The sequence below is a fragment of the Streptomyces sp. NPDC002309 genome, from assembly GCF_053593375.1.
Genome location: NZ_JBSFCI010000055.1, coordinates 17,829 through 41,995, shown reverse-complemented (window position 1 = coordinate 41,995; position 24,167 = coordinate 17,829). Strand labels below are relative to the sequence as shown.

Annotated in this window: 20 protein-coding genes; 15 read left to right on the top strand and 5 right to left on the bottom strand. The window is 70.4% G+C overall.

The window, feature by feature from the left end:
• Positions 1 to 504 precede the first annotated feature (504 nt).
• The gene (locus ACWCPM_RS31625; protein ID WP_450979694.1) at positions 505 to 687 is read left to right on the top strand and encodes a hypothetical protein; all 183 of its coding nucleotides are present in this window, start codon (positions 505 to 507) and stop codon (positions 685 to 687) included.
• A gap of 305 nt (positions 688 to 992) precedes the next feature.
• Here ACWCPM_RS31625 and ACWCPM_RS31620 read toward each other — a convergent pair whose 3' ends face one another.
• Genes ACWCPM_RS31620 through ACWCPM_RS31600 form a run of 5 tightly spaced genes read right to left on the bottom strand, consistent with a single transcriptional unit; the run spans position 993 to position 5,892 of the window.
• Positions 993 to 1,427 carry an acyl-CoA thioesterase gene (locus ACWCPM_RS31620; RefSeq protein ID WP_450979693.1) on the bottom strand — a complete coding sequence of 145 codons (435 nt, stop codon included), beginning with the start codon at positions 1,425 to 1,427 and terminating at the stop codon, positions 993 to 995.
• Positions 1,428 to 1,429: 2 nt separating this feature from the next.
• Positions 1,430 to 3,313 carry an acyl-CoA dehydrogenase family protein gene (locus ACWCPM_RS31615; protein WP_450979692.1) on the bottom strand — a complete coding sequence of 628 codons (1,884 nt, stop codon included), beginning with the start codon at positions 3,311 to 3,313 and terminating at the stop codon, positions 1,430 to 1,432.
• Between the two features lie 59 nt (positions 3,314 to 3,372).
• The gene (locus ACWCPM_RS31610; RefSeq protein ID WP_450979691.1) at positions 3,373 to 4,590 is read right to left on the bottom strand and encodes a beta-ketoacyl-[acyl-carrier-protein] synthase family protein; all 1,218 of its coding nucleotides are present in this window, start codon (positions 4,588 to 4,590) and stop codon (positions 3,373 to 3,375) included.
• Positions 4,587 to 4,829 carry an acyl carrier protein gene (locus ACWCPM_RS31605; RefSeq protein ID WP_381406478.1) on the bottom strand — a complete coding sequence of 81 codons (243 nt, stop codon included), beginning with the start codon at positions 4,827 to 4,829 and terminating at the stop codon, positions 4,587 to 4,589. The genes ACWCPM_RS31610 and ACWCPM_RS31605 overlap by 4 nt, the downstream gene beginning before the upstream one ends.
• A 37-nt stretch (positions 4,830 to 4,866) precedes the next feature.
• A complete protein-coding gene (locus ACWCPM_RS31600; protein WP_450979690.1) occupies positions 4,867 to 5,892 on the bottom strand; it encodes a beta-ketoacyl-ACP synthase III in 1,026 nt (341 codons plus the stop codon).
• Between the two features lie 426 nt (positions 5,893 to 6,318).
• Between ACWCPM_RS31600 and ACWCPM_RS31595 the strand changes: the two genes are divergently transcribed.
• The 14 genes from ACWCPM_RS31595 to ACWCPM_RS31530 all read left to right on the top strand — a co-directional run bounded on the left by ACWCPM_RS31595 (position 6,319) and on the right by ACWCPM_RS31530 (position 24,151).
• Positions 6,319 to 7,044, top strand: a complete 726-nt coding sequence (locus ACWCPM_RS31595) for a 4'-phosphopantetheinyl transferase family protein (protein WP_450979689.1) — start codon at positions 6,319 to 6,321, stop codon at positions 7,042 to 7,044.
• Between the two features lie 242 nt (positions 7,045 to 7,286).
• The gene (locus ACWCPM_RS31590; protein ID WP_450979688.1) at positions 7,287 to 8,336 is read left to right on the top strand and encodes a hypothetical protein; all 1,050 of its coding nucleotides are present in this window, start codon (positions 7,287 to 7,289) and stop codon (positions 8,334 to 8,336) included.
• Positions 8,337 to 8,487: 151 nt separating this feature from the next.
• The gene (locus tag ACWCPM_RS31585; protein ID WP_450979687.1) at positions 8,488 to 9,108 is read left to right on the top strand and encodes a hypothetical protein; all 621 of its coding nucleotides are present in this window, start codon (positions 8,488 to 8,490) and stop codon (positions 9,106 to 9,108) included.
• 276 nt (positions 9,109 to 9,384) lie between these two features.
• A complete protein-coding gene (locus ACWCPM_RS31580; protein ID WP_450979686.1) occupies positions 9,385 to 10,401 on the top strand; it encodes a 3-oxoacyl-ACP synthase III family protein in 1,017 nt (338 codons plus the stop codon).
• The gene (locus tag ACWCPM_RS31575) at positions 10,398 to 10,640 is read left to right on the top strand and encodes a hypothetical protein (RefSeq protein WP_450979685.1); all 243 of its coding nucleotides are present in this window, start codon (positions 10,398 to 10,400) and stop codon (positions 10,638 to 10,640) included. Before ACWCPM_RS31580 ends, ACWCPM_RS31575 begins: the two co-directional genes overlap by 4 nt.
• Before the next feature lie 8 nt (positions 10,641 to 10,648).
• The gene (locus tag ACWCPM_RS31570; protein WP_450979684.1) at positions 10,649 to 11,275 is read left to right on the top strand and encodes a GNAT family N-acetyltransferase; all 627 of its coding nucleotides are present in this window, start codon (positions 10,649 to 10,651) and stop codon (positions 11,273 to 11,275) included.
• Positions 11,272 to 12,030 carry an SDR family NAD(P)-dependent oxidoreductase gene (locus ACWCPM_RS31565; protein WP_450979683.1) on the top strand — a complete coding sequence of 253 codons (759 nt, stop codon included), beginning with the start codon at positions 11,272 to 11,274 and terminating at the stop codon, positions 12,028 to 12,030. The genes ACWCPM_RS31570 and ACWCPM_RS31565 overlap by 4 nt, the downstream gene beginning before the upstream one ends.
• Positions 12,027 to 12,938: an ACP S-malonyltransferase gene (locus tag ACWCPM_RS31560; RefSeq protein WP_450979682.1), complete on the top strand. Its 912-nt coding sequence runs from the start codon at positions 12,027 to 12,029 to the stop codon at positions 12,936 to 12,938. Before ACWCPM_RS31565 ends, ACWCPM_RS31560 begins: the two co-directional genes overlap by 4 nt.
• Positions 12,928 to 13,824 (top strand): hypothetical protein, encoded by an 897-nt coding sequence (locus tag ACWCPM_RS31555; protein WP_450979681.1) that lies wholly within the window; start codon positions 12,928 to 12,930, stop codon positions 13,822 to 13,824. Before ACWCPM_RS31560 ends, ACWCPM_RS31555 begins: the two co-directional genes overlap by 11 nt.
• A gap of 13 nt (positions 13,825 to 13,837) precedes the next feature.
• On the top strand, positions 13,838 to 14,986 hold the full coding sequence (locus ACWCPM_RS31550) for a glycine amidinotransferase (RefSeq protein WP_450979680.1): 1,149 nt from the start codon (positions 13,838 to 13,840) through the stop codon (positions 14,984 to 14,986).
• Positions 14,986 to 22,269, top strand: coding sequence for a type I polyketide synthase (locus tag ACWCPM_RS31545; RefSeq protein ID WP_450979679.1), 7,284 nt, complete (start codon positions 14,986 to 14,988; stop codon positions 22,267 to 22,269). The genes ACWCPM_RS31550 and ACWCPM_RS31545 overlap by 1 nt, the downstream gene beginning before the upstream one ends.
• Positions 22,266 to 23,021 (top strand): thioesterase II family protein, encoded by a 756-nt coding sequence (locus ACWCPM_RS31540; protein ID WP_450979678.1) that lies wholly within the window; start codon positions 22,266 to 22,268, stop codon positions 23,019 to 23,021. Before ACWCPM_RS31545 ends, ACWCPM_RS31540 begins: the two co-directional genes overlap by 4 nt.
• Positions 23,022 to 23,087: 66 nt before the next feature.
• Positions 23,088 to 23,435, top strand: coding sequence for a hypothetical protein (locus ACWCPM_RS31535; protein WP_450979677.1), 348 nt, complete (start codon positions 23,088 to 23,090; stop codon positions 23,433 to 23,435).
• A gap of 41 nt (positions 23,436 to 23,476) precedes the next feature.
• Positions 23,477 to 24,151 (top strand): flavoprotein, encoded by a 675-nt coding sequence (locus ACWCPM_RS31530; RefSeq protein WP_450979676.1) that lies wholly within the window; start codon positions 23,477 to 23,479, stop codon positions 24,149 to 24,151.
• Positions 24,152 to 24,167 lie beyond the last annotated feature (16 nt).

Below are 24,167 nucleotides of genomic sequence, written 5' to 3'. Positions count from 1 at the left end.
AACTCGACCTCGGGCGGATCGAGCGGTTCCTCGCACTCGCGATGTCCAGCTCGAGCGGCGATGCGCCGCTGCATAAGTCGGCGCTCTCCTGGGAGAGCGCGAGTAATACGCAACAGTCCTCACCTGCACGGATGTAGTTTGGAGCGGCCGGATCAGTAAGGATCTTCCAGCGTCGCCTCCGAGGACATGACGAACCTTGAAGTCAACCGCTGACGGACGATCTTCTCCGTGGGCTTCTGCCCACGACCAGCACGAGTATCCCGTAGACCGGTCACACCAGCCCTGTGACGTCTTCACGTTGGCGGAGGCTCGGTGGAGGCCATCGTGGTGCGCACCGGGGTGCGGGTGGAGTCCACTCGGTGCGTACCACCCGGTGGGAGAGTGTGGTACATAGCGCGCAACTCGTCGTGCCGTGCGCGCACCAGTGCGCGCACGCCGCTGCCCTGGACGTCCGGTGTGCGTGGCGCGCATCGGACCCGGGAGGCCGGGCTCTGCGACCCGCGCGTGGGACAGCCCCCGGCACAGAAGGCGGCACGCGGACAGCAGCCGAAGGAGCGGCCCGGCAAGGCGCAGCGCGAGGCGATCAAGCGGGCGCAGGCAGCGAAGAAGGCGGTGCCGCCGCCGGGCGGATCGACGCGGACCGCGTACGGCGGTACCTGCCCGGCCTGCCCCCGTCGTGATGGCTAAGGAGAGCTGAATCTCATCCCGGAGTGCAGACCCGCAGGACGGTCGGGATTCGGGATGGAGCGCGGCCGGCGACCGGACCTGGGACTGGCCGACCACACGCATCCAGGTCGAGCACAGCATCGCGCACCTCAAGAAGTGACGGTTCCTGACCCGCCTGCGGCGGGCACATTAGGGACACTGTTCGGGCTGTTGCAGGCCTGCTCTCCCATCAGCAGACCGCAGGCGCCTGAACCCGCGGCACCAGAGGTGAACGCCGAGCCTCGCCGTAACCCTCGAGGCCTCGCCGTTTACCGTGCACGAGCTCGTTAGTTCTGGACCGTGGTCGCCTGGCCCGGTCCCCCGAGGTACTTCTCGAAGAAGGCGTGCTCGGCCTCGCTGATCCGGCGGGGACGACCCTTCTCGTAGTTGAACGCCGCCATGACCGTGGACGCGGTCGCGTAGGTCTTCTCGCCGTCCTTGATCAGATAGTCGACAGCGACCGTGGCCGACTTGAGGTCGGACACCCACATCTCGATGTCGACCGGCTCGTGCCGGTGCACCAGCTGGTTCAGATAGCGGATCCGGTGCTCCACGACCACCGAACCGCCGCGGAAGAAGGCGTCGCCCCGGGTCGGCCCCAGGCGGAAGATGAAGTCGACCCGAGCCTCCTCCAGGTAGCGCAGCAGGGAGACGTTGTTCACCACTCCGTAGGCGTCCATGTCCGACCAGCGGATCGGACAGGGGTACGTGTGCCGTGTCATCTTCACTTCCTGGGAGTACGCGGAGTACGCGAAGGGGGCATCGTGAGGGGGCCGGTCGCGCCCGTCACGCGGATCCGGCTCAGGAAGGCTGCCTCCGGGTCGTCGTACGCGAGGGGCGCACGCAGCAAGCCCGGGGTGAGCCGGAACGCCTCGATCAGGCGTCGTACATGCGGCCGAAGGCGCTCGCACAGCTTGTCGAGGGCGGCGGGCAGCCCCACGACCCCTTCCGCGGTCAGCAGGCCCTTGGCCAGGTACCAGCCGGCGTCCCGCCGGATCTCGACGAGTCCGTACAGCGACGCGAGCACGCCCAGGGCGGCCCGATCCTCCTCGTCGGCCAGGGCGGGGACGGCCGCGGCGAGCTGCTCCAAAGCGATGCGGACCCCGCGGGTCCGGGCCATGTCGAGGGCCGTGTTCACGGCGCCGTTCCAGGCGTCGAAGTACGTGCCCTCGGATTCCGCCATGTCCGCCCGCACCGTCCGGTGCAGAGAGTCCTCCCGATGGCGGAGCATCTCGACCTGGACGAGCGGGTCCTCGACGCCGTCCGCCGCACGCGGGGGCCGGGCAGCGAGAGGCCGGTCCTCGCCGGTGAGCAGCTGGCCGGCAGTCGTTGCGAGGAGCACCTGGTTGTCGCCCTCAGCGGTGATGAGTCCCTGCAGCAGCGAGCCGTACTCGGCGATCCGGTTGACCCGGAACCCGCCCTGCGCTCCGCAGCGCTCGCGGCAGATCCCGGCGACCTCGCTCATCTCCCAGGTGGAGAGCGCCTTCGTGAGGGAAATCAGGTGGTTCAGCTCGTCGGACGCCGGGCGGGGGTGGGCCTCGAACTCCCGCTTCGCGTGGTTGAGGAGCAGACTCGTCGCGTACACCTTGGCCAGCGCCGGGAAGAGGTCCCGCTGATGGCTCCGGTATTCGAGTACGGGCACGTTGTTGCGGCCGGGACCGCTGGTCAGCCTGGTCTCCGCGTACCGCAGGGCTGTGTAGACGCTCGCCTTCCCGGCCCCGACGGCGGCGCTCGCCACGCACAGCCGGCCCGGCTGGATGCGGCTCATCGTCTGGAGGAAGAGCCGGCGCAGGTTTCCGCCGCCGGGCTGGAACGTTCCGTCGGACGAGAACCCGCCCGTCTCGCCGTGGAGCAGGTTGCGGCGGGGGACGGTGACCCGGTCGAAGCGGGTGAGTGCGTGATCCACGCCCTGGGTCGGCTGTTCAGGACAGGACGTGACGTACACCCCCTCGGCCGGTTTCGTGCCGTCGCTGATCCGCACGAGGAATGCGTGGACCCCGTGGTTCTTGCCGTCGGCCTTGAGGCGGGCCAGGACCACTGCGAGTTTCGGTATGTCCGTGAAGCCGGTCGCGGACATGAACTTCTGCGCGCTCGCGTCAGGGGTGTGGAGGACGAACGACTCTGTCTCCGGGCTGTACACCGCCTCCGTACGGAGGGCCGCCACGTTGTTCCCGTATCCGAGCTCGGTCGCCATGTAGGGGCCGAAGGAGTCGAGCCGGTCGAGCTCCTCCACGTGGTCCTCGATGTCGTCCCGGCCCGCGCCGAGGTCGAGGACCGTACCGAGGGCGAGGTTGTGGTGCACGAGGAGCACCGAGAAGAGCGCGGGGTCCAGGAGGGGTGCCCACTCCGCCAGGGCGAACAGCCGGCGCGGCCGGCGCAGCATGTCCCGGGGCCGCTCCAGCTCCCGGTGCAGCACGCGGGAGCGCGCGTACGTCAGCTTCCCGGCCTCCACCGAGGTCAGCCCCTCACGGGGGTCGAACGCCGGGTCGAAGAGCACCGTGCGGATGTCGCGGTGGATCTCCTCGTACTCCCCGTCGAAGACGAGGCCGGACAGCGTGGTGGCGCCGTCATGGGCGCGGGGTTGGGGCTCGATCTGCGCGGTCCCCATGGATTCCTCCTCCGTGACATCGGGCATCTTCGTCCTCGTCAACCTGGTCGCTGCGTCGGTCAGGGCGTGAAGACGAGCGTGGCGTTCTGGCCGCCGAACCCGAACGAATTGCTTAGGGCTGCGCGGACGGGCCCGGTGCGGGCGGAGCCGCGTACGAGATCGACCTCGATCCGCGGGTCCGGATCGACGAGCCCCGCCGTCGGCGGGATCAACCCGTCGCGGATCGCGAGCGCGCAGTACGCCGCCTCGATGGCGCCTGCCGCGCCCAGCGGGTGACCGGTCACTCCCTTGGTGGAGCTCACCGCCACCCCGTTGCCCAGCAGGCGGCTGACGACCGCCGCCTCGGTGACGTCGTTGAGCGGGGTCGAGGTGCCGTGGGCGTTGACGTAGTCCACGTCGCCGGCGGTCAGGTCGGCATCGCCGAGCGCCGCCCGCATCGCCAGCTCGGCACCGCGCCCCTGCGGGTGCGGCGAGGTGACGTGGTGCGCGTCCGACGAGGCGCCGTACCCGGTAAGCCGGGCCAGCGGGCGGGCACCGCGAGCGGCCGCGTGCTCCTCGGTCTCGAGGACCAGGACCCCCGCGCCCTCGCCCAGGACGAATCCGTCCCGGCCGGAGTCAAACGGGCGGGAGGCCGTCGCCGGATCGTCGGAGCGCCGGGACAAGGCACGCATCCGGGCAAATGAGGATATGTACAGCGGGGTGATGGGGGCCTCGGTCCCGCCCGCGACGACGACGTCGGCGACATCCTGCCGCAGGAGCTCCCGGCCGAGGCCGAGGGCGCTCGCACCTGCCGCGCAGGCCGTACACGGGGCGAAGCAGGGTCCGTTGGCCGAGATGTCGATCGCAACCTGACCGGCCGCCATGTTGACTAGCCCCATCGGCAGGGTCAGGGGGGACACGGACGAGGGTCCCTCCTCCAGCAGAATCCGGTGTTGTGCCTCGAGGGTGGCCGTGCCGCCCGCCCCGGAGCCGATGATCACCGCCACCCGGGAGGAGTCCGCCCAGTCGCCCGGGGCCAGCCCGGCCTGCTTGAGGGCCTCGCGCGCAGCGACGACGGCGAACTGGGTGAAGCGGTCCCACTGCCAGGAACCGTGCCCCAGCTCCTGCGGGGAGAAGTCGGGCACCTGACAGGCCATCGTGACGGGAAGGCCGTCCAGCTCAGGGAGGTGGGCGGCCGTGGGCCGACCGGCGAGCACGGTGGCCCAGTTCGTTGTCACCCCGACTCCGGCCGGGGTGACGAGCCCCGCACCCGTGACGAGCGCCGGGAAGCCGCTCATCGGGCCGTGGCGCCCTTGCTCTCCAGGAGGGCCACGATCTCGCCGACCGTCGAAAGCTCCGCCATCTCGTCGTCGTCGAGCTCCACACCGAGCTGCTTGGTCAGTGCGGTGGCCAGCTCGATCTGCGAGAGCGAGTCCAGGCCCAGGTCGTCGAAGGTCGCCTCGGCTACAACGATGTCCCGGTCCATGCCGAAACGGTTGGCCATGACCTCGGCCACGGAGTTGTACATGCTGCTCATCTCTTCTCCTTGTGTACGGTTGTTGTGTATGCGGTGTTCAGCGGAGGCTTTCGACCGACAGATCCGGCCACTCCAGGACCGTCGAGCCCCAGGAGAGTCCGGCGCCGAAGGCCGACATGAGGACGCGCGCACCGGGCCGCAGGGTGCCGTCGGACGCGAGGTCGTTGAGCAGGAGTGGGATGGAGGCGGCGAGCGTGTTGCCCACGCGGTCGATGTTGACGGCCATCCGCTCCTCGGGCAGCCCGAGTTCCTCGGCCACGGCCCGCAGGATGCGGACGTTGGCCTGATGGCCGACGAACCAGTCCACGTCGCCCACGCCCCAGCCGGCCTTTCCGAGCGCAGCCGCAGCGGAGCCGGTCATGCGCTCGACGGCCTGCGTGTAGAGGGGGCGGCCCAGCATCCGCAGGTACCAGTCCCTGGGATCCACCGTGTCCGGGGCGGGCCCGCCGTCCGCGGACCGCTGCCGCGAGCCGCCTGCCGGGATCGCCAGCAGGTCGGCGCGCGCTCCGTCGCTCCCGAGGTCGAAGGGACCGAGGGCGCCCGGCTCCGCCGGATCGCCCTGGCGCAGGATGACGGCACCGGCTCCGTCGCCGAAGATGGGTGCGGTGGCCCGGTCGGCCGGGTTCACGAGGGTGGTGAACGCCTCCGCCCCGATGAACAGCACCGTGTCGGCCGCCCTGGCGGCGATCAGCCCCGCGGCGGTGGCGAGTCCGTAGACGAAGCCGCTGCACGCCGAGGCCAGGTCGAACGCGGCAACCGTTCCCAGCCCGAGGCGGTCGGCGACTTCGGGGGCGACCGCCGGGCAGATCCGGTCTGGCGAGGTGGTCGCCACGACGACTGCGCCGACGGCCGGGTGCCCGGCGGACTTCAGCGCCCTGGCCCCGGCCTCGATCGCCAGCTCCCGGGTCGAGAGGCCGTCGGTAACCCGGTGCCGCTGCTTGATGCCGGTCCTGGTCGTGATCCACTCGTCGGAGGTGTCCAGGGTCGCCGAGAGGTCCTCGTTGGACACCACATTCGGCGGGAGGTACCCCCCGAGGCCCGTGACCACTGCTGCCATCGCCATACCCTCCTGGTGAATTCGGCATTGTTCACTGCGGCGCGTGCAATCTCCCGCCCGGTTCCGGTTCCCGTACGCGCCGACTCCGGCACGTCTCGTATGAAGGGGACGGACCCGCAGGTGCGAACGTCTTCGGTGAGGTCCGTGCGAGCGAAGCGATGCCCACACTTTTTCGCGTGCACACGGAAAATTCGGGATTCCTGCCGGTCGGACCGCCCCGCGGTTCGCCCTCGGCACACTGCCGAGTAGCCGACGTCGATCACTCTGCTTTGGCCCTTTGGGTGTGTCAAGCGCGCTCCAGGCGCCCGCTGTTGACGCTCCGAAGTGCGGGTTCCGTGAATACTGAGGGACATGACAGAGTGCGACGCGAGTGAACCGGAACGGGGCCGGAGCGGCGTGACGAGAGGGGTCGGAGATCTATTTCCGGCGTCCGTGATCCTGGTCGAAAGGTTCCACGACGTCCTCGACGGGCGGCTCTCCGACGGACCTCTCCTCAACACACTTCGCCCCGACGGGCTGTTCCCCGAGGAGTGCGGGCTCGTGGACCGGGCTATCGACCGGCGCCGACGGGAGTTCACCACCGCCCGGATCTGCGCGCGCGAGGCCCTGCGCCTCCTCGGTCACTCGCCTGTGCCGATTCCGCGGGGCCCGTCCGGCGCCCCCCTCTGGCCTGCGGGTGTCCTGGGCAGCATCACCCACTGCGAGGGTTACCGGGCGGCGGCCGTGACCATGGCGGCACGCGTCACGGGGCTGGGACTCGACGCGGAGCCCAACCTTCCGCTCGCCGACCCGGCGATGCTTCCCCTGATCTCACTCCCGAGCGAGCGCCGCCATCTCTCCGACCTGGCGGCGGACTCCGGCGCGCACACGGGAGCGGGCGGGTACGCGGACCCGGACGACGCCGAAGTGCATTGGGAGCGCCTCCTGTTCAGCGCGAAAGAGAGCGTCTACAAGGCGTGGAACCCGATAGCCGGCCGCCGGCTCGGCTTCGTCGACGCGGAGATCACCTTCTCGCCCGGGGAAGGTACCTTCCGCGCTCTCCCCACCATCCAAGGACATGGCTGGGAGACGGGCTTCGACGGCACCTGGCAACTTCGCGACGGAATCCTTCTGACGGCCGTGACAGTTGTGCCCAACATCTATGAAGAAACTCCGTAGAGCGCGGGCGCCCGGGAAGAGGTGCATGAATACGGGCGAATTCTGGGCATCTTCGCTGCGCCTTCAGGGATGTTCGGCGTCGAAACCGGACGACGCACCGAAAGATTCAGGACGCCGCAGGATTTCCGGTGTGAAGAATCCGGGAGGCTCTGGCCGGATCTGTTTGCTAGCTCTTGACCTTCCTGCCGCGAGGCAAAGAATGACCGAGACCAGAAGTACAGTGTTCGTCAGGGGGAAGCGCCATGGATGGAGCCGCATCGCGTCGTACGGACCTACTCGACAGAGTCGGAAGTACGGCTGAAAGAGTTCCTATCGCCTCGCTGGACATCGCGCATTCGCCGCGCCGCGCGGGGCTGGATGTCGGCCACGTCAGGCTGCTGGCCGAATCGGGTACGACACCTCCGCCGATCATTGTCCAGCGTGACAGCCTGCGCGTCATCGACGGCGTCCACCGCGTCGAGGCGGCCCGGCGGCTCAGTCACGACACGATCGAGGCGCGGTTATTCGACGGCACGGACGAGGACGCGTTCGTCCTCGCCGTCGAGCTCAACTCCTCGCACGGCCTGCCGCTGTCCCTTGGGGACCGCACCGCGGCGGCCACCCGGATCCTCATGACCCATCCGGCGTGGTCGGACCGCCGGATAGCGCGTACCACGGGGTTGTCCCCATCGACCGTGGGGAGCCTCCGCAAGCGGGCGACCGTCCAGATCGAACACTTGGACAGCCGCACGGGGAGCGATGGGCGTGACCGGCCCCTGGACAGCACCGCCGGCCGGCTCAAGGCCGGACGTGTCCTCACCGAACAGCCGAATCTCTCGCTGCGCGAGGTGGCGAGGCTCGCCGGAGTCGCGCCCTCGACCGTGCGGGACGTGCGGGACCGGCTGCTCGCCGGTGAGGAGGTGGTACCGCGGCACCGGAGTAGCCGGCCAGGGGAGTCCCCCGGGGCCCCACGGGCCCCTGAGCCTCCTGAGTCCCCCGGGTCCCCTACGGAGAGCGGCCCGGCCAGGGTGCGTCCGGGGCCCGCCCGGCTCGGCCCGCGGAATTTCGACCGGCAGGCAACGCTGGAGAGCCTCCGCAACGACCCGTCGATCAGGTTCAACAACGCCGGACGCGAGCTGCTGCGGCTGCTCAACCTGAGCTCCGTGGAACACGCGAGCCTGGAACGCATCGTCAATCACGTGCCGCCGCACTGGGCCGGCACCGTGGCGGAGCTGATCCGGAACAACGCCGAGGCGTGGACGGCGTTCGCCGCCGCCCTGGAACAGCGCCGTCGAGTGCAGGACGCGTCCTGATCGCACCGACCGAGCCCCCGACCTCCGGTATTTCCATCACGGAATTCCGTGTTCGATGGCCCCGCGTTGACATCGATTACCGACGGTTCTAGGTTCTGATCATCGCCGGGAAGCCCCGGAGAGACAGGAGAATTCGGGGAATCGGGGGACAATGGACGGCAGGGAAAGTGCGTCTCTGGATTTCGTTCCGGTCCTTACCGAGGATGAAGAGAAGATGCTCGACGAAGTACTTGCCGCCCCCTTCTCCTACGTTTCCACCGAGGGACCGGTGTGGCGGACCGCGGAAATGCGCCGTCGGATCGTCGAGGACGAACGCAGGTCGCACATCCTGGTCTGTCGGGACGAGCGGGTCATCGGTGCCGTCAGCTGGTCCGCCGGCCAGACGCCGGGGTACTTCCGGTTGGGCCTGACCTCGTGCTCCGACGGGGACTGGACGCCGGAAACAGTCGACGAGGCCATCCGGGCGACCCTGTCCACGGTGCTGCGGGCCGCGGAGGTGAAGCGGGTCGAACTCCTCGTCGCCACCTACAGCGAAGTACTCCTGGAGTATCTCACCGAGTATTCCGGATTCATCGTTGAAGGTGTGCTGAGAGACCGGTTCTTCATTGACGGCGAGTTCTGGCCGGGCGTAATCTGCCGGGCAGATGTCACTGAGTTCACGCAGTACAGGGAACGACTCCCGGAAAGTCGGGCCGAACTTCTTTCCTTGCTGCGAAGGAAGACGCTGGAAGATCTGAAGGCCGCCCACGACGGCACGTCGTGGAGTGCGTGACCTCGAATCTCGCGTCTACTTGAGCTCATCGTCCTTCGGGGCGGTGTATCCCAAGAAATTCAATACCCGGAAAGGAGGAACAGTCATGGATCTCACCAACGTGATCGAGCTGCAGGGCACCGAGATCGTCGCCGACGGCGTCGAGCTCCCCGCCAGCGGCGCCAGCGAGGGCTGCTGATGCCTGGGCGAGCGGGCCGGCTGTCTGCGCGTACGACGCGCAACGGCCAGCCCGCCGCCCATCCCTCTTCCGACCCGTTCCGTACCGAAGGAGGCCGCATGCCCCGATGGCAACTCACCCCGGTCAGTCCGCTCAGCGTCGGCATCGCCCTGCCGGAGCGGGTCGTCACCAACGAAGAGCTCTGCGCGACGCTGAAAACCTCGCCCGAGTGGATCGAGCGGAAGACCGGTATCCGGGAGCGGCGCTTCCTCTCCGACGGTGAGTCCATCACCGACCTGGTCGAGGAGAGCGCGCGGAAGGCGGTCCGGCAGGCCGGACTGACCATGCGTGACATCGATGTCCTGGTCGTCACGTGCAGCAGCCCCGAGTGGACCATGCCGTCCCTGGGTGTCCTGCTCGCCGAGCGCCTCGACATCGAGACCCCACGCATCATCGACATCACCCAGCACGCCTGCGCCTCCGTCGTCTACGCGACCTACACCGCGTCATGCCTCCTGCAGGAGCCAGACGTGCGCAACGCCCTCGTCGTGTGCGCTGAGGGTCCTTCCCGTGTCACCGACCCGGAGGACCGCCTGGTGCGGATCTTCTTCGGCGACGCGGCCGGAGCCATGGTCCTCACCAAGACGCCCGGCGACGCCGGCCTCCTCAGCTACGACCTGGGCAACGCGCCCTCACCGAAGGTCGCCCTGGCGGCCACCGCCTTACTGAACGGGCCGAGGACCGAGAGGGATCCGGAGATCGGGCCCTACCTCACCATGGACGGACCCACGGTGTGGCAGGAAGCCACCACCCGAGTTCCCAAGTCGCTGGCCGCGACGCTCGACGCGGCCGGGGTCGAGGTCGGCGACGTCGCCGGGTTCGCCCTGCACCAGGCCAACCTGCGGCTCATCGAGCACATCGTCGGCTCGGCCGGAATCGACATGGCCAAGGTCGCCATCACGGTCGACACCCTTGGCAACACCGGTGGCGCGTCACCGCTGACCGCGCTGTGGCGCCTCGCCGAGGACGGCCGGGCGAAGGCGGGCGACGTCATCGCGATGGGGGCCATCGGAGCCGGGTTCCTCTGGGGCTCCCTCTGCTTCCGGCTGCCCCGTGACATTCGAGTGGAGGCATGACACCCATGGACCAACTGCGCGAGATCTTCCTCGGCCTCTTCGGCGACCGCACGGGCGGCGAGGCCCCCGGCGACGACGACGTGGTCTTCGGCCGCGACAGCCGCTACGGCCTGGAGTCGATGGACACCCTGAGGTTCGCCTCCGCACTGCTGCCGGTCTTCGGCGACGCGGTCTACGACCTCAAGGTCGAGAACGTGAGCTCGCTGCGCAGCATTCACGACCAGCTGCAGCCCGCCTAGGCACGACGGTGAAGGGCCTTCTCTGCGAACTGGTGCCGCTCACCCCCGACTCCCTGAAGTCGGTGGCGAAGTGGCTGAGCGGAACCGACTGCGAAACCCTGCTGCGGGGCACGTCGAGCCAGCTCGTACGCCGCTCCCGGTACGAGACGCTGGAGGGCGACGACCGCAGGGCGGCCCTGATCACCGACCGGCATGGCACCCCCGTCGGAGTGGCGCACTACTGGCGCCTCGGCGAGGGCGTCTACGAGGTTGGCGGCGCCACGGGCGACGAGCGGTTGTGGCACACGGGCATAGGCATCGAGGCCGCGATGCTCCTCGTCGACTACCTCTTCGAGGTGCTGAACTGCCGCCGCGTCGAGTTCACCACCGGACTGCACAACAATACGACCCTCCAACTGGTGCTGGCCGACGGACTGTCTCTGGAGGCGGTCTGCGAAGACTACTTCCAGACACCTGACGGCACGCTTCCGGCGGTGAAGTCCTCCCTCACCCGCGAGGAGTACCGCCGTCCCTATCCGCACTACCAGCCGCGCGTGGGACGGCGCGTCGACAGGGACCGCGTCCGGACGCTCACCGAGGGCCTGGTGCGGCGCGCGGCAGCCCATCCCGGATTTCCCGAGGGGAACAGAGCATGAGTGACGAACGGACGACGGAGTACCGCAATGTCGTGGTCATCGGCGGTACGAGCGGCCTCGGCCAGGAGGTGGCACGGCAGTTCGCGCCCCTGGCGCAGAAGGTCTTCCTCACCTACCACGGCCGCCGTGAGGAGGCGGAGAAGACGGTCGCCGCAGTCGTGGAGGCCGGCGGGACCGCGGAGATCCGACAGCTGTCGCTGCCCACGGACGACATCGGCGGCGCGCGCATCCGGGAACTGCTCCTAGAGGCCTCGCCCTGCGACGTCGTCGTGAACTGCGCCGTCACCAACGAGGCCGCCGTGGCCACCGTCTCCAACGCCGCGGCTTTCAAGACGGTCATCGACGCCAACGTGTTCGGCACTTACCAGATCAACGCCATCAGCGCGCAGACCCTCGCCGCGACCGGTGGCGGCAGTGTTGTCAACGTGTCCTCGATCCTCACCCGGCGCTACATCACCGGGGCGATCGGCTACATCACGAGCAAGGCCGCCATCGAGATGATGACGCGCGGCTTCGCCCGCGAGTGGGGCCGCCTCGGGGTGCGCTTCACCACGGTCTCGCCCGGCCCGATCCGCGACACCAAGCTCCTCGACAGCGTGCCGCGCGAGGTCGTGGCCGAGGTCATGGGGCCCGACTTCGAGGAGAAGCTGATGCCTCCGGAGAAGGTCGCCGCCGTCATCCGCCGCATCACCGGTCCGGACTTCGCCGCCGTGAACGGCGAGGTCGTCGTCGTCGACGAGGGAGCCTCGCTGTGACCGACTCCGCCATCTACGTGTTTCCGTCGCAGGTCTACCTCGACGCGGACATCCGGCAGCGCTGCCTGGAGTCCTGGCAGATGCAGCTGCTGCTCGACCTGGCCAGCGACACCCTGTCGATCGACTTCCGTGACGTGCTCCGCAACGGCGACGAGGACCAGCTGAACGACGGGCGCTTTCGCCGCCCGCTCATCAACCTCATGGGCGTCGCCGGCTACCAGCAGGACCTGCGTAGGCGTGACGTGCAGCCGGTCTGTGTGACCGGCATGAGCCTGGGCTTCATCAGCGCCGCCGCAGCCGTGGGCTGGGTCTCGCTGGAGGACATGGTGCGGATGTCGCACACCATGGCCGCCATCGAGATCGACGAGTTCGGGGGAACCGATTACGTCAGCGTCTTCTTCTACGTCGGCGACCACGAGGCCGTCTTCCGCGAGCTGCGCGCCCACGGCAGCGACCACCTCCTGCACCTGTCCGGCCACGTCTCCAGCAACCAGTTCCTGGCGGCTTGCCGCCTCGCGGACCTGGACGTCATGAAGCCGGCCTTGATGAAGGCGGGCGCCCTCTACAAGGCGATTCCGCACAGCTACCCGGGGCACTGCGACCTCATGGCCGGGGTCCGCAAGACCTTCGCCGACGAGTGGCGCTTCAACGACCCGTGCCGGAATCTCGACATCCCCCTGATCAGCCACGACGCCCGCCCCTACACGAGCGGTGAGGCGATCGCGAAGCTGGCGGTCGAGCAGTACACCACCGTCCTCGACTGGCAGGGGATTCTGCGCTACGTCGAGAGCCTGGAGCTCGACACCCACATCGTCCTGGAACCCTCGGCCTTCGTCGTGAAGTCGATGCAGCTGGACCCGGAATGCGGCATCGAACCGGTGACGGGCGGTCTCGGCCGTGTCGAGTGACCGCGCCCTCGTCTTCCCCGGCCTGGTGCCGATGACGCGGGGCGAGCTGACCGCCGTACTGGAAACCCGGGACGCACTGCTCGAACTGGCTGAACAAATCGGTGGGTTCGCCACACGGGACCTCGATGTCACCCATGGACACGCCCGGTTGTCCTCGACCGTGCACGAATGCCTGCTCGCCGTGGCCCTGCTGCGCCGCACCGCGGCCGAGGGGCGGCGATGGGCCGCATACGGCGGCATGAGCGCCGGCTGCCTCCCCGGCCTGCTCGCCGCCGGGGTGATCACCGAGGAGACCTGCTTCCGGTTGATCCGTGACATCAACGAGACGCAGATTGCGGCCAAGGCGACACGCCCCAACGGCATCACCCTCGCTCTGCTGCCCTCGTCGGAGGGCGACGCGGAGCGGCTCGTCGAGGTCCTCGCCACCGCGGACGACCGGCCCTGGCTCTCCGTCGACCTGGGCGCCGGGCTGATCGCCCTCGCCTTCCGCGGCGACGACGTGGAGGCCCTCACCTATCGGCTCGGCACCCTCGGCACCGCCGTGCTCGACCGCATCGACCGGGCCGAGCACTGCCCCTGGGCACTCCCCGAGCCGGATGTGTTCGCGGAGCTCCTGGCGGGCGCCGAGTTCCGCCCGGCGACGGCAGCGGTCGTCTCGCCGCTCACCGGGAAGTGGGTGGACGACACCCCCGGTGCGTACCGGCGCATGCTCACCGAGCAGTGGTTCGACACGGCGAGCCTGCCCCGGCTCGTCGACGGACTGTGCGCCGTCGAATCCGTGACGGCCGTGGATCTCGTCGGCCCGGCGAAATCGGTCTACGTCCCCCGCGTCCGGGCGATGGCGGCCGGCCGGGCAGACCACCGACTCTTGACGATCGCAGGATGACAAGGAACATGCAGTGACCGAAGACAGCGTGACGACGCCCGTGGTGAACTCCTGGAACGAGTGGGACACCCTGCGGGAGGTCGTGGTCGGCTCCGCCACGGGAGCCTGCTTCGAGCCCGCCGAACCCGGAAACCGGCCGCAGGTCCGCGGATCCGGCGACCTGCCCTTCCCGACCGGCCCCAAGTCCGCCGAGGCCGTCCACCGCGCCAATGAGCAGTTGGAGGGCCTGGCGGCGGTGCTCGCCGACCAGGGCGTGACCGTGCGGCGCCCGGAGCCGTACGACTTCTCCCGGTCGCTGCGGACCCCCGCGTTCGAGGTCGAGAACCAGTACTGCGCCGTGTGCCCGCGCGACGTGATGATCACGCTGGGGAACGAGATCCTCGAGGCCACCATGTCCCGCCGGGCACGATACTTCGAGTACGAGCCCTACCGGAAGCTGGTGTACGGCTACTGGGAGGCCGACCAGCGGGTCGGCTGGACCGTGGCGCCCAAGCCCACCATGGCCGACTCCATGTACCGGCAGGACTTCTGGGAATGGCCGCTCGAGGAACGGCACGCCCGGATGCACGACTCCGAGTTCTGCGTCACGCAGGACGAGGTGATCTTCGACGCCGCCGACATGAGCCGGTTCGGTCGCGACGTCCTCGTGCAGGAGTCGATGACCACCAACCGGGCCGGCATCCGCTGGCTCAAGCGGACCCTCGAACCCAAGGGCTTCCGTGTCCACCCGGTGCACTTCCCGCTCGACTACTTCCCCTCGCACATCGACTGCACCTTCGTGCCACTACGGCCGGGCCTCATCCTGACCAACCCCGAGCGGCCGATCCGCGAATCCGAGCGGCGCATGTTCACCGAGAACGACTGGAGGCTGGTCGACGCGCCGCAGCCGGTACTCACCAACGACGACATGCCGCCGTACTGCCAGTCCTCCAAGTGGCTCTCCATGAACGTCCTCAGCGTCTCGCCCGACACGGTGATCTGCGAGGAGCAGGAGAAGCCGCTGCAGGACCTCATGTACGAGCTCGGCTTCGAGGTGCTCACCGTCCCCTTCCGCGACGTCTTCGAGTACGGCGGATCCCTGCACTGCGCCACCTGGGACATCCGCCGGGACGGCACGCGCGAGGACTACTTCCCCTCCCTCTCGTCCCGGCCGGCGGTCTGATGCCCGGCCACTCCTCCGAACTCCCGCCGACCACCGTCCACGCCCTGGTAGGCCGCCACGCCGACGGTCCGGCGGCCGGCACCGTTGCGATGGAGCACGGCGACCGGCGGGTGACCTACCGCGACCTGGACGCTATGACCCTGCGCGTGGCCGACGCACTCGGCCGCGCGGGCGTGGGGCGGGGTGACTTCGTCGGTGTCCGCCTGGCCCGGTCGCCCCGAGCGGTGGCGGCCATGCTCGGTGTCCTGCGCGCCGGGGCAGCGTACGTCCCGATCGACGTGTCCGATCCGGTGGAGCGGGTCGGACACGTGATCCGCACGGCTGGCGTGGCCCTGGTGATCACCGACGACGCGACGACGCCCGCCGCCCCCTCCGTACCGGCGCTACGGTGCGACGAGGACTGCCGGCCGCTCGACGGGGCGGGCACGGCCATCCCCGACGGTCCGGCCGTGCTCGCGCGCACCGGCGCGCCCGCCGCGGCGCCCGTCCTCACCGGTGAGGACATCGCGTACGCCCTCTTCACCTCCGGTTCCACGGGCGCCCCCAAGGGCGCGCTGATGACGCACGGTGCCCTCGTGAACCTGCTGGAGTGGCACGACCGGGCACGGCCGGGAAGCTGCCGCCACCGTACGGCCCAGGTGTGCGCGCTCAGTTTCGACTTCTCGTTCCACGAGGTCTTCTCCACCCTCGCCTTCGGCGGCACCCTCGTCTTCGCGGACGACGACGTGCGGCGCAACCCCTTCGCCCTCCTCGCCCTGCTGGGCGAGCGCAGTGTCGAGCGCCTCTTCCTCCCGGTGCCGCTGCTCGACCAACTGGCCCAGGCCGCCGCCGGGGAGGACGACGTGCTCCCGGCGCTTCGCGAGGTCGTCACCACCGGCCAGCAGCTGCGGACGACCCCGCACATCCGTGACCTGTTCCGCCGCACCGGCGCCCTGCTGCACAACCACTACGGCGCGACCGAGTTCCAGGACGCCACCGCCCACACTCTGGACGGCGACCCCGACGCCTGGCCCGCCGTCGCCCCGGTTGGACGCCCGATCGACGGCGTACGGGTCCGGATCCTCGATGAGGACCTCACCGAGGTGCCCGCGGGCGAGGAGGGCGAGCTGTGTGTCCTCGGCGCCGGAGTGTCCCCCGGATACATCGGCCGGCCCGACCTGACGGCGCGTAGTTTCCTCGACGATCCGGCCGGCGGCGGCCGGCTCTACCGGACCGGCGACCTGGCCCGGATCGGGCGGGACGGCGTGATCGAACTCCGCGGCAGGATCGACACCCAAATCAAGGTGGGCGGGGTACGGATCGAGGCGGGGGAGATCGAGGCCCTGCTCCTGGAGCACCCGGGCGTGCGGGACGTTGCCGTGCTCGCACACGAGATCGACGGCCACACCCGGCTCGTCGCTCATGTCGTCCCCGCGCCCTCCCTGCCCGGCGCCAAGGCCGCGAGTCTCCTCGACGCCTTCCTCGCGCTCAAGCTGCCGCGGGCGATGACGCCCGAGGCCTACGCGTTGCTGTCCGGGATGCCGCTGACCGCGAGCGGCAAGACCGACCGTGCCCGGCTGACCCCGCCCGAAGTCTTCCAACGGCTCGCGGGTGAGGAGGTCGTCGAGCCCCGGAGCACCACCGAACAGGTCCTCGCGGAGGTGTGGAGGTCGGTGCTGCGGCTGGACGAGATCTCCGTCGACGACCGCTTCTTCGACCTGGGGGGCACCTCCCTGCTCCTTGTCCGGGTACGGGCCGAGCTGGCCCGGCGGCTCGGCCGCGACGTCCCTTTGGTGGACCTGATCCAGTACCCGACGATCCGGGCGCACGCCGCTGTGCTCGACGGAGCCGCCGGGACCGCCGGGGACGCGCACCTCCCGCACGCCGATCGCACGGACACCACCGAGGACATCGCCGTCATCGGCATGGCGGGCCGCTTCCCCGGCGCGCCGGACGTGGAGACGTTCTGGCACAACCTCCGCCACGGCGTCGAGTCCGCGGGGCCGCTGCTCGGCGGCGGCGCGGGCCAGCGGGACCCCGGCATCGCCGGGAACCCGGACTTCGTCGCGGCCGGCGCGGTCCTGCCTGACATCGACCTGTTCGACGCCGAGTTCTTCCAGCTGAGCCGCAAGGAGACGGAGCTCCTCGACCCGCAGCAGCGCCTCTTCCTGGAGTGCGCCTGGGAAGCGATGGAGTCCGCCGGACACGCGCCGGGGGGAGCCTCGGCGGACCGCGTCGGCGTCTTCGCGGGCGCCGGCATGAGCACGTACCTCCTCAACAACCTGGCTACGCACTTCGGTTACGGGTGGGGCAAGGCCCTCACCGAGTCGGACCTGGAGCAGTTCCAGCTGAAGCTCGGCAACGACGGCAACTACCTCGCCACCCGGGTGTCGTACGCCCTGAACCTGCGCGGTCCGAGCGTGGGCGTGCAGTCGGCCTGCTCGACCTCCCTGGTCGCGGTCCACCTGGCCTGCCGGAGCCTGATCGACGGTGACAGCGACATGGCACTGGCGGGCGGCGTGCACGTGGTCGTGCCTCAGGACGCCGGGTACCTCCACGAGGAGGGCATGATCATGTCCGCCGACGGCCACACCCGGACCTTCGACGTCGACGCCACCGGCACCCTGTTCGGAAACGGCTGCGGCGTCGTCGTCCTCAAGCGGCTCTCACGCGCCCTGGACGACGGCGACCGCGTGATCGCCGTCATCAAGGGGTCCGCCGTCAACAACGACGGCAACGAGAAGATCAGCTTCACCGCCCCGAGCGTTGCCGGCCAGGCCGACGTGGTCCGCACCGCGCTCTCCCGCGCGGGTGTGAAGCCGTCGGAGGTGGGTTACGTCGAGGCTCACGGCACCGGTACGGCCCTGGGCGACCCCGTCGAACTCGCCTCGCTCACGGGAGTGTTCGGCACGGGTGACGGAGCCGTCTCCATCGGCTCGGTCAAGACCAACATCGGGCACCTGGACGAGGCCGCCGGCGTGGCTGGACTCATCAAGGCCGCCCTGTGCGTGCGGGACGGCGTCCTCGTCCCGAGCCTGCACTACCGCGCGCCCAACCCCGAGATCGACTTCACGCGGTCCCCGTTCCGGGTGAGCACCGAGACCACCGCATGGGAGACGGACGGCGCCCCGCGCACCGCGGGCGTCACCTCGCTCGGCGTGGGCGGCACCAACGCCCATGTCGTCGTCCAGCAGGCGCCCGAACCGGAAAGTGCCTCGGAGACCGGTTCCGCCCCGCTCGGCGACCATGCCGATGACGGCGCCGCCCGGCTGCTCGTGTTGAGCGCGCGCGGCGAGCGGGCGCTCGCGGAGCTGTCCGACCGGTACGCTGCCCACCTGGGCGCGGCGCCCCGCGACCTCTCCTTCGCGGACGTCTCCTTCACTGCGGCCACGGGCCGCCGACACTTCCCCTACCGCCGTGCGCTGGTCGCTGATTCCCCCGCCGACGCCGCCGCACAGCTCGGCGAGCGGCCCGGCGGGATCACCGTCCCGCCGGGCCGCCTCGCCCTCCTGTTCCCGGGGCAGGGCCCCCAGTACGCGGGCATGGGCCGTGAGCTCTACGATCGGGAGCCGGTGTTCCGGGAGGCCCTGGACCGCTGCACCACACTGCTGCGCGACCGCCTCGAACACCCGCTGCTGTCCGTTGTGTTCGCGGCAGAGGGCGAGCCGTTCGGAGCGGACGGCAAACCGTCCCCGCTCGGGGAGACTGGATATGCCCAGCCCGCGCTGTTCGCGTTCGAGTACGCCCTCGCTCGGCTCTGGCTCTCCTGGGGCGTGCGGCCCGATGTCCTGCTCGGGCACAGCCACGGTGAGTACGCCGCGGCCTGCCTCGCCGACGTCTTCTCCTTGGAGGACGCCCTGACCCTGGTCCATGCCCGGGGGCGGCTGATGCAGGCCCTGCCGGAGCCCGGCGCGATGGTCGCCGTCGCCCTCGACGAGGCCTCGGTGGCCGGGTTGCTCGGCCCCCACAGTGCCGTTGCCGTGGTCAACGGCCCCCGTTCCACGGTGATCTCGGGGCGCGCCGACGAGATCGCCGCCACCTGCGCCGTGCTTGCCGAGCGTGGCGTGCGGCACCGGAAGCTGAACATCTCCATCGCCTCGCACTCGCCCCTGATGCGGCCGATGCTGGCCGAGTTCGAGGCGGTCGCGCGCTCGGTGCGCTACCACGAGCCGCGCGTCGAGATCATCTCCACCGTCACCGGCGCGCCCATCGGGAAGGAGATGGCCGACTGGCGGTACTGGGTCGACCAGATCACCCGGCCGGTGCGCTTCCACGACGCGGCGACCGCCCTGCGGTCGGCCGGTACCCGCGTGCTGCTGGAGATCTCACCCAAGCCGACGCTGCTCCAGCTCGTCGAGGACCTCTTCGACGAGGGCGACGCGGCGCTCGTCCCCAGCATGCGGGCTGGCGGCGGCCACGAGCAGGTGCTCGGCGCCCTCGGCGCACTGTACGAGGCGGGCGTCAACCCCGACTGGGACGCGGTCCTCGGTGGCCGCGGCCGGCGCCGCGTGGCCCTGCCGACGTACCCCTGGCAGCGCGAGCGGCACTGGATCGACGCCCCGGCCAGGACGGGTGAACCGGCGTGGACCGGTGAAGCGGTGCGGGCCGGGGAGCCGGTGCGGGCCGGTGCGGACTTCCTCGGCGCGCGGCTCGGCCTCGCGGGCGGCGGCGGTGTGCGGTTCACCTCGACGGTCGGGGTGGGCACCGTGTCCTGGCTGCGGGACCACCGGGTGTTCGGTTCCGTGGTCATGCCGGGCGTCGCCTTCCAGGAACTCGCCTGCGCGGCGGCCCGCGAGGCCTTCGGTCCGGTCCCCGCCCTGGTGCGTGACTTCCACATCCACCAGGCCCTGGTGCTCTCCGACGAGACCTCGCTGCGGCGGATGCAGGTCGTCCTGGCGCCCGAGGGGGACGGCATGTACGCCTTCGAGGTCCACTCGGCCCCCCTGCCCGAAGGCTCCGGCACCGGTCCGGAGCAGCCCGAGGAGTGGACCCTGCACGCCTCGGGGCAGCTGGGGTCCGGGGCCGCGGAGGCGCCCTCGGTACCGCTGCCGGCGCCCGGAGCTCTCGGCGCACTGCGGATCCGGTTCGCGGACCATCCGCTGAATCCCGACGAGATCTACCAGCGGGAGCGGGAACGGGACATCGACCTCGGACCGCTTTTCCAGGTGACCGACCGGCTGTGGCACCGGGACTCCGAGGCGCTGTCCCACATCGTGCTCGGGCCCGCCCTGCGCTCGGAGACGGACCGCCATCGGGTGCACCCCGTGCTTCTGGAGGCGTGTTTCCTCGCGCTGACCGTCACGTACCCGGAGAAGCTGGGCCGGCGGACGTACGTACCGCTCGGCGTGGACCGCATCCGGATCAAGGGCCCCGCAGCGGGAGACGAGGCCTGGTGCCATGCCCGGATCCGGCCCACGGACCAGGACGACCCGGAGACCCTGCGGGCCGACATCGACCTGTGGGCCCCGGACGGCACGCTCCTGCTCGCCCTGGACGGGGTGCTGCTCAAGCGCGCGGCGCGCGAGACGATGATCCCCTCGGCCCGCGAACCCTGGCGGGACTGGCTGTACGAGACCCGCTGGAACCCGACCCGGCTGCCCGCACCGGCGGCGTCGGCGGGGCGCTGGCTCGTCGTGTCCGACGATCCGTTCGGCGGCGCCCTCGGCGACTTCGCCCGGCTCCACGGGGTCGCGTGCGAGGTCCTGACCGGTGAGGCGGCGCAGGGCTCGGCGCCGGAGGAGTACGACCTGGTGGTCCTGTGCGGGCCGTCCGATCCGCGCACCGGGGCCGGGGACGGGGACGGGGGCGCCGCGGCGGACGCCGAGGTCGAGAGCGCCCGGATGCTCCACCTAGTCCAGCGCCTCGCCGCCCGCACCGACGGTACCGCGCGCTGGTGCCTGGCCACCCTGGGCGCCCGGCCCGTGGGCGGCCGGTCCGTCACCGCACCCGCCGGGGCGGCCGTTTGGGGCCTCGGCAGGTCGGCGGCGGCCGAACACCCCGACGTACGCCACCTCCTGGTGGACCTCGACCCGGCGACGCCCGTCGAGGCCAGGGCCGCGCTGCTGTACGCCGAACTCACCCAGGTCTGCGCCTCGAAGGAACAGCCCGAGCACCACCGGGTCGGCTACGAGGGCCACCGCCGGCACGTCGAGGTACTCGCGCGCGCTTCCGCCCCCGCCCGGCCGGAACCGGATCCGCGTACGGGCTCCGCGCTGCGTCCCGACGCCACGTACCTGGTGACCGGCGGCTTCGGTGGCCTCGGTCTGGCGGCGGCCCGGGCGCTGAGCGCCTCGGGGGCCCGTCACCTCGTCCTCCTGGGCCGCACACCGCCGGGCGACACGGCCCTGCGGGAGATGGAGGCCCTGCGTGCCGAGGGCTGCGCCGTCCGCGTGGTCACGGCGGACGTCGCCGATCCGGAGCAGCTCGCCCGGGCCCTGGCACCGCCGTCCGACGGTCCGGAGCAGCCGCAGCTCGCGGGCGTGCTGCACCTGGCCGGAGTCCTCGACGACGGGGTGCTGCTGCTCCAGTCGCCGGACCGGCTCCGGCGGGTCATGGCCCCCAAGGCGCGGGGCGCGTGGAACCTGCACAAGCTCACCCGCGACCTGCCGCTGGACTTCTTCGTCCTGTTCTCATCGGTCTCGGGGCTGCTGGGCACCGCGGGTCAGACGACCTATGCGGCGGCCAACGCCTTCCTTGACGGGCTCGCCTCCCAGCGGCGCGGACTCGGGCTGCCGGCCCTGTCGGTGCAGTGGGGCTCGTGGTCGGAGGCGGGCATGAGCGCCCGGGCAGGGGTCAACACGAAGCTGGTCGCCCGGGGCGAGGGGGTCATCCCGCTCGCTGACGGACTCGCCGCGCTGCTCGGTCTGCTGACCGTGCGACCCGACGACGGCGCCCTCGCCGTGCTGCCCGCGGACTGGACGCGGTTCGTCGACCGCGACGCCCCCGCGCTGCGCGGTTTCCTGACGGCCATGCCCGGCGCCGGGAGGAGCCCTGCGCAGAACGGCGGCTTCCGGGCGACGTTCGATGCGGCGCCCCCCGGGGCGCGCGGGGAACTGCTGCTGGCCCGGGTCCGGGAGGAGGTTGCCCGGGTGCTCGGCGAGACGGCCTCCGGCGCGCGGGAGACGGACGACCTGGACGTCTTCGCCCGCGGCCTCGACTCGCTGACGGCCATCGAGCTCAGACGGAATCTGCAACGTGCCCTGGGGTGCCGGCTCGGTCAGTCGGCCGTGTACGACCACCCGACCGTCGCGGCGCTCGCCGGGCGTCTGGGGGAACTGATCGAGGACGGGAGCGGTACGCGATGACGAAGTTGGTGTGTCTGCACCACGCGGGCGGCAACCCCTCGGTCTTCCGCCCGTGGGAGTCGTACGCGCATCCGGGGATCGAGGTCGTCCCGATAGCCCTCCCAGAGATCCCGGCGCCGGCCGCGACGGACACGACGACGGCCGACGATGTGGCGCCGCGCCGGCAGATCGGCGCGCTGGTCCCGGTCCTCGCGGACCTGATCCGCGAAGAGGTCGGCGACGAGAGTTTCGTGCTCTTCGGGAAGAGCATGGGAGGTCTTCTCGCCTATCTCGTCACCCGGCATTTCGGGGAATGCGGTGGACCGCTGCCGAAGGCACTCGCCGTGGCCAGTTTCGGTGCGCCGCACATCCCTTGGCAGAATTTCACGGAAGGATATGAGGACGACCGGAAGCTCGTGCGATATCTGCACGAGATCGGGAGCATCCCGGATTGGGCGGTCGAGCATCCCGAATGGGTGGCGCCCTACCTCGGGCGGCTCCGCGAGGACGCCCGGATGTGCGCCGAGTTCCGTTTCGAGCCGCAGGGCGGCCCGCTTGCCATGCCGCTCCGGGTGTTCGGCGGAGACCGGGATCCGCTGGTTCCGGTCGAGGCGGTACGCAAGTGGTCGGAGCTGGGTGACGACGTCGAGGTGACGATCCTGCCTGGTGGCCATTTCCTGGTCTCCGAGGACATCGGTCTGCTCAGGAAGTCGGTTTTCGGCCTGGTCTCCGTAATTCGGCCACAGGCGTGTGGTGTCGAGCCCGCCATATGACGTACCGTGGAGGCCAGTTGACAGTTTCTTTGCCGACCGCAGGCATACCCCAGGAGGCTCACAGGTATGAAGCGAATTTTCGGCCTCGCGGCAATCGTCGCGGGCGGAGTGCTCGCCCTTTTCTTTCCGGATCTCGAATTCGGCTGGTTCAGGGGGCGTCCATTGGGAATCGCCCTGGTCGTCATCGGTGGAATCGAACTCCTGGAGAGCACGCGCCGCCGCAAGCCCAAGGGTTTCGTCGAGGAGCTACGCGACGACCTCGGCCTCGGTTCGCGGAACCGCGACAGGTACGAGGACCGGGACGGGAGCCGCGGCAGGGACCGTGAGCGCGACCGGGACCGGGAAATGGTGCGGGAGTTCGACCAGGAGGTGGAGCGTGAGGCGCGGAAGTACCGCGACTACCCGGACCTCTGACTCCCGCGGGGACAGCAACACGAACGGGGAGTGACCAAGCGATGCCGGAGTTCGGCACCATCGAGTTCGACAAGAGCGAAGAGGCCCGGTCGAGGCGGGCGAGACTGTTCCTCGTGGCCACGGGCACGCTGTCCACGGCGCACCTGCCCTTCTGGCTCAACTGGCTGTCGTCCAACCGCCCCCACTACGAGGTGACGATCGGGCTGACCGACTCGGCCAGGAAGTTCGTGAGCGCCCCGGCGCTCGCCGCGATCACCGGCTTCCCGGTGGTCGGCAACACCTGGGACACGGCCGACGGCATGCAGCCGGTCCACACTCGCATCGCCGCCGATTACGACGGCCTCCTGGTGTTCCCGGCCTCCGTCGCCTTCACCTCGGCCCTGGCCGCAGCCTCCGGCGCCTCGCCGTTCCACCTGGCCGCCCTCGGTACGGCGGCACCGGTCGTGCTCGCCCCCACGTTTCCGCCCGGGGTCGCCGCCAGTCCGCTCGTCGCCGACGTGTTCCGCCGACTGGGCTCCGTACCGAACTACCACGTCGTCGCGCCCCGCAAGGGGACGAGCCGTTCGACCGGAGCCGAGACGGACGTGACCGCTCCCCTGTGGGACGTGATTGCGGCGCTCGAGGCGGCGGGCCGGGCCCCCGCCCCCACCGACGCCTCCGCGCCGGCGGCGGCCACCACCCTGACCGAACCGGCACCGGCGCCCGTATCCGCCTGACGCCCCGCCCGACACC

Excerpts from the sequence above, each read along its gene's own strand:
- ACWCPM_RS31620 (WP_450979693.1), bottom strand. The coding sequence starts at position 1,427 with ATGACACGGCACACGTACCCCTGTCCGATCCGCTGGTCGGACATGGAC.
- ACWCPM_RS31615 (WP_450979692.1), bottom strand. The coding sequence starts at position 3,313 with ATGGGGACCGCGCAGATCGAGCCCCAACCCCGCGCCCATGACGGCGCC.
- ACWCPM_RS31610 (WP_450979691.1), bottom strand. The coding sequence starts at position 4,590 with ATGAGCGGCTTCCCGGCGCTCGTCACGGGTGCGGGGCTCGTCACCCCG.
- ACWCPM_RS31605 (WP_381406478.1), bottom strand. The coding sequence starts at position 4,829 with ATGAGCAGCATGTACAACTCCGTGGCCGAGGTCATGGCCAACCGTTTC.
- ACWCPM_RS31600 (WP_450979690.1), bottom strand. The coding sequence starts at position 5,892 with ATGGCGATGGCAGCAGTGGTCACGGGCCTCGGGGGGTACCTCCCGCCG.
- ACWCPM_RS31590 (WP_450979688.1), top strand. The coding sequence starts at position 7,287 with ATGGATGGAGCCGCATCGCGTCGTACGGACCTACTCGACAGAGTCGGA.
- ACWCPM_RS31585 (WP_450979687.1), top strand. The coding sequence starts at position 8,488 with ATGGACGGCAGGGAAAGTGCGTCTCTGGATTTCGTTCCGGTCCTTACC.
- ACWCPM_RS31580 (WP_450979686.1), top strand. The coding sequence starts at position 9,385 with ATGCCCCGATGGCAACTCACCCCGGTCAGTCCGCTCAGCGTCGGCATC.
- ACWCPM_RS31575 (WP_450979685.1), top strand. The coding sequence starts at position 10,398 with ATGACACCCATGGACCAACTGCGCGAGATCTTCCTCGGCCTCTTCGGC.
- ACWCPM_RS31565 (WP_450979683.1), top strand. The coding sequence starts at position 11,272 with ATGAGTGACGAACGGACGACGGAGTACCGCAATGTCGTGGTCATCGGC.
- ACWCPM_RS31545 (WP_450979679.1), top strand. The coding sequence starts at position 14,986 with ATGCCCGGCCACTCCTCCGAACTCCCGCCGACCACCGTCCACGCCCTG.
- ACWCPM_RS31540 (WP_450979678.1), top strand. The coding sequence starts at position 22,266 with ATGACGAAGTTGGTGTGTCTGCACCACGCGGGCGGCAACCCCTCGGTC.
- ACWCPM_RS31535 (WP_450979677.1), top strand. The coding sequence starts at position 23,088 with ATGAAGCGAATTTTCGGCCTCGCGGCAATCGTCGCGGGCGGAGTGCTC.
- ACWCPM_RS31530 (WP_450979676.1), top strand. The coding sequence starts at position 23,477 with ATGCCGGAGTTCGGCACCATCGAGTTCGACAAGAGCGAAGAGGCCCGG.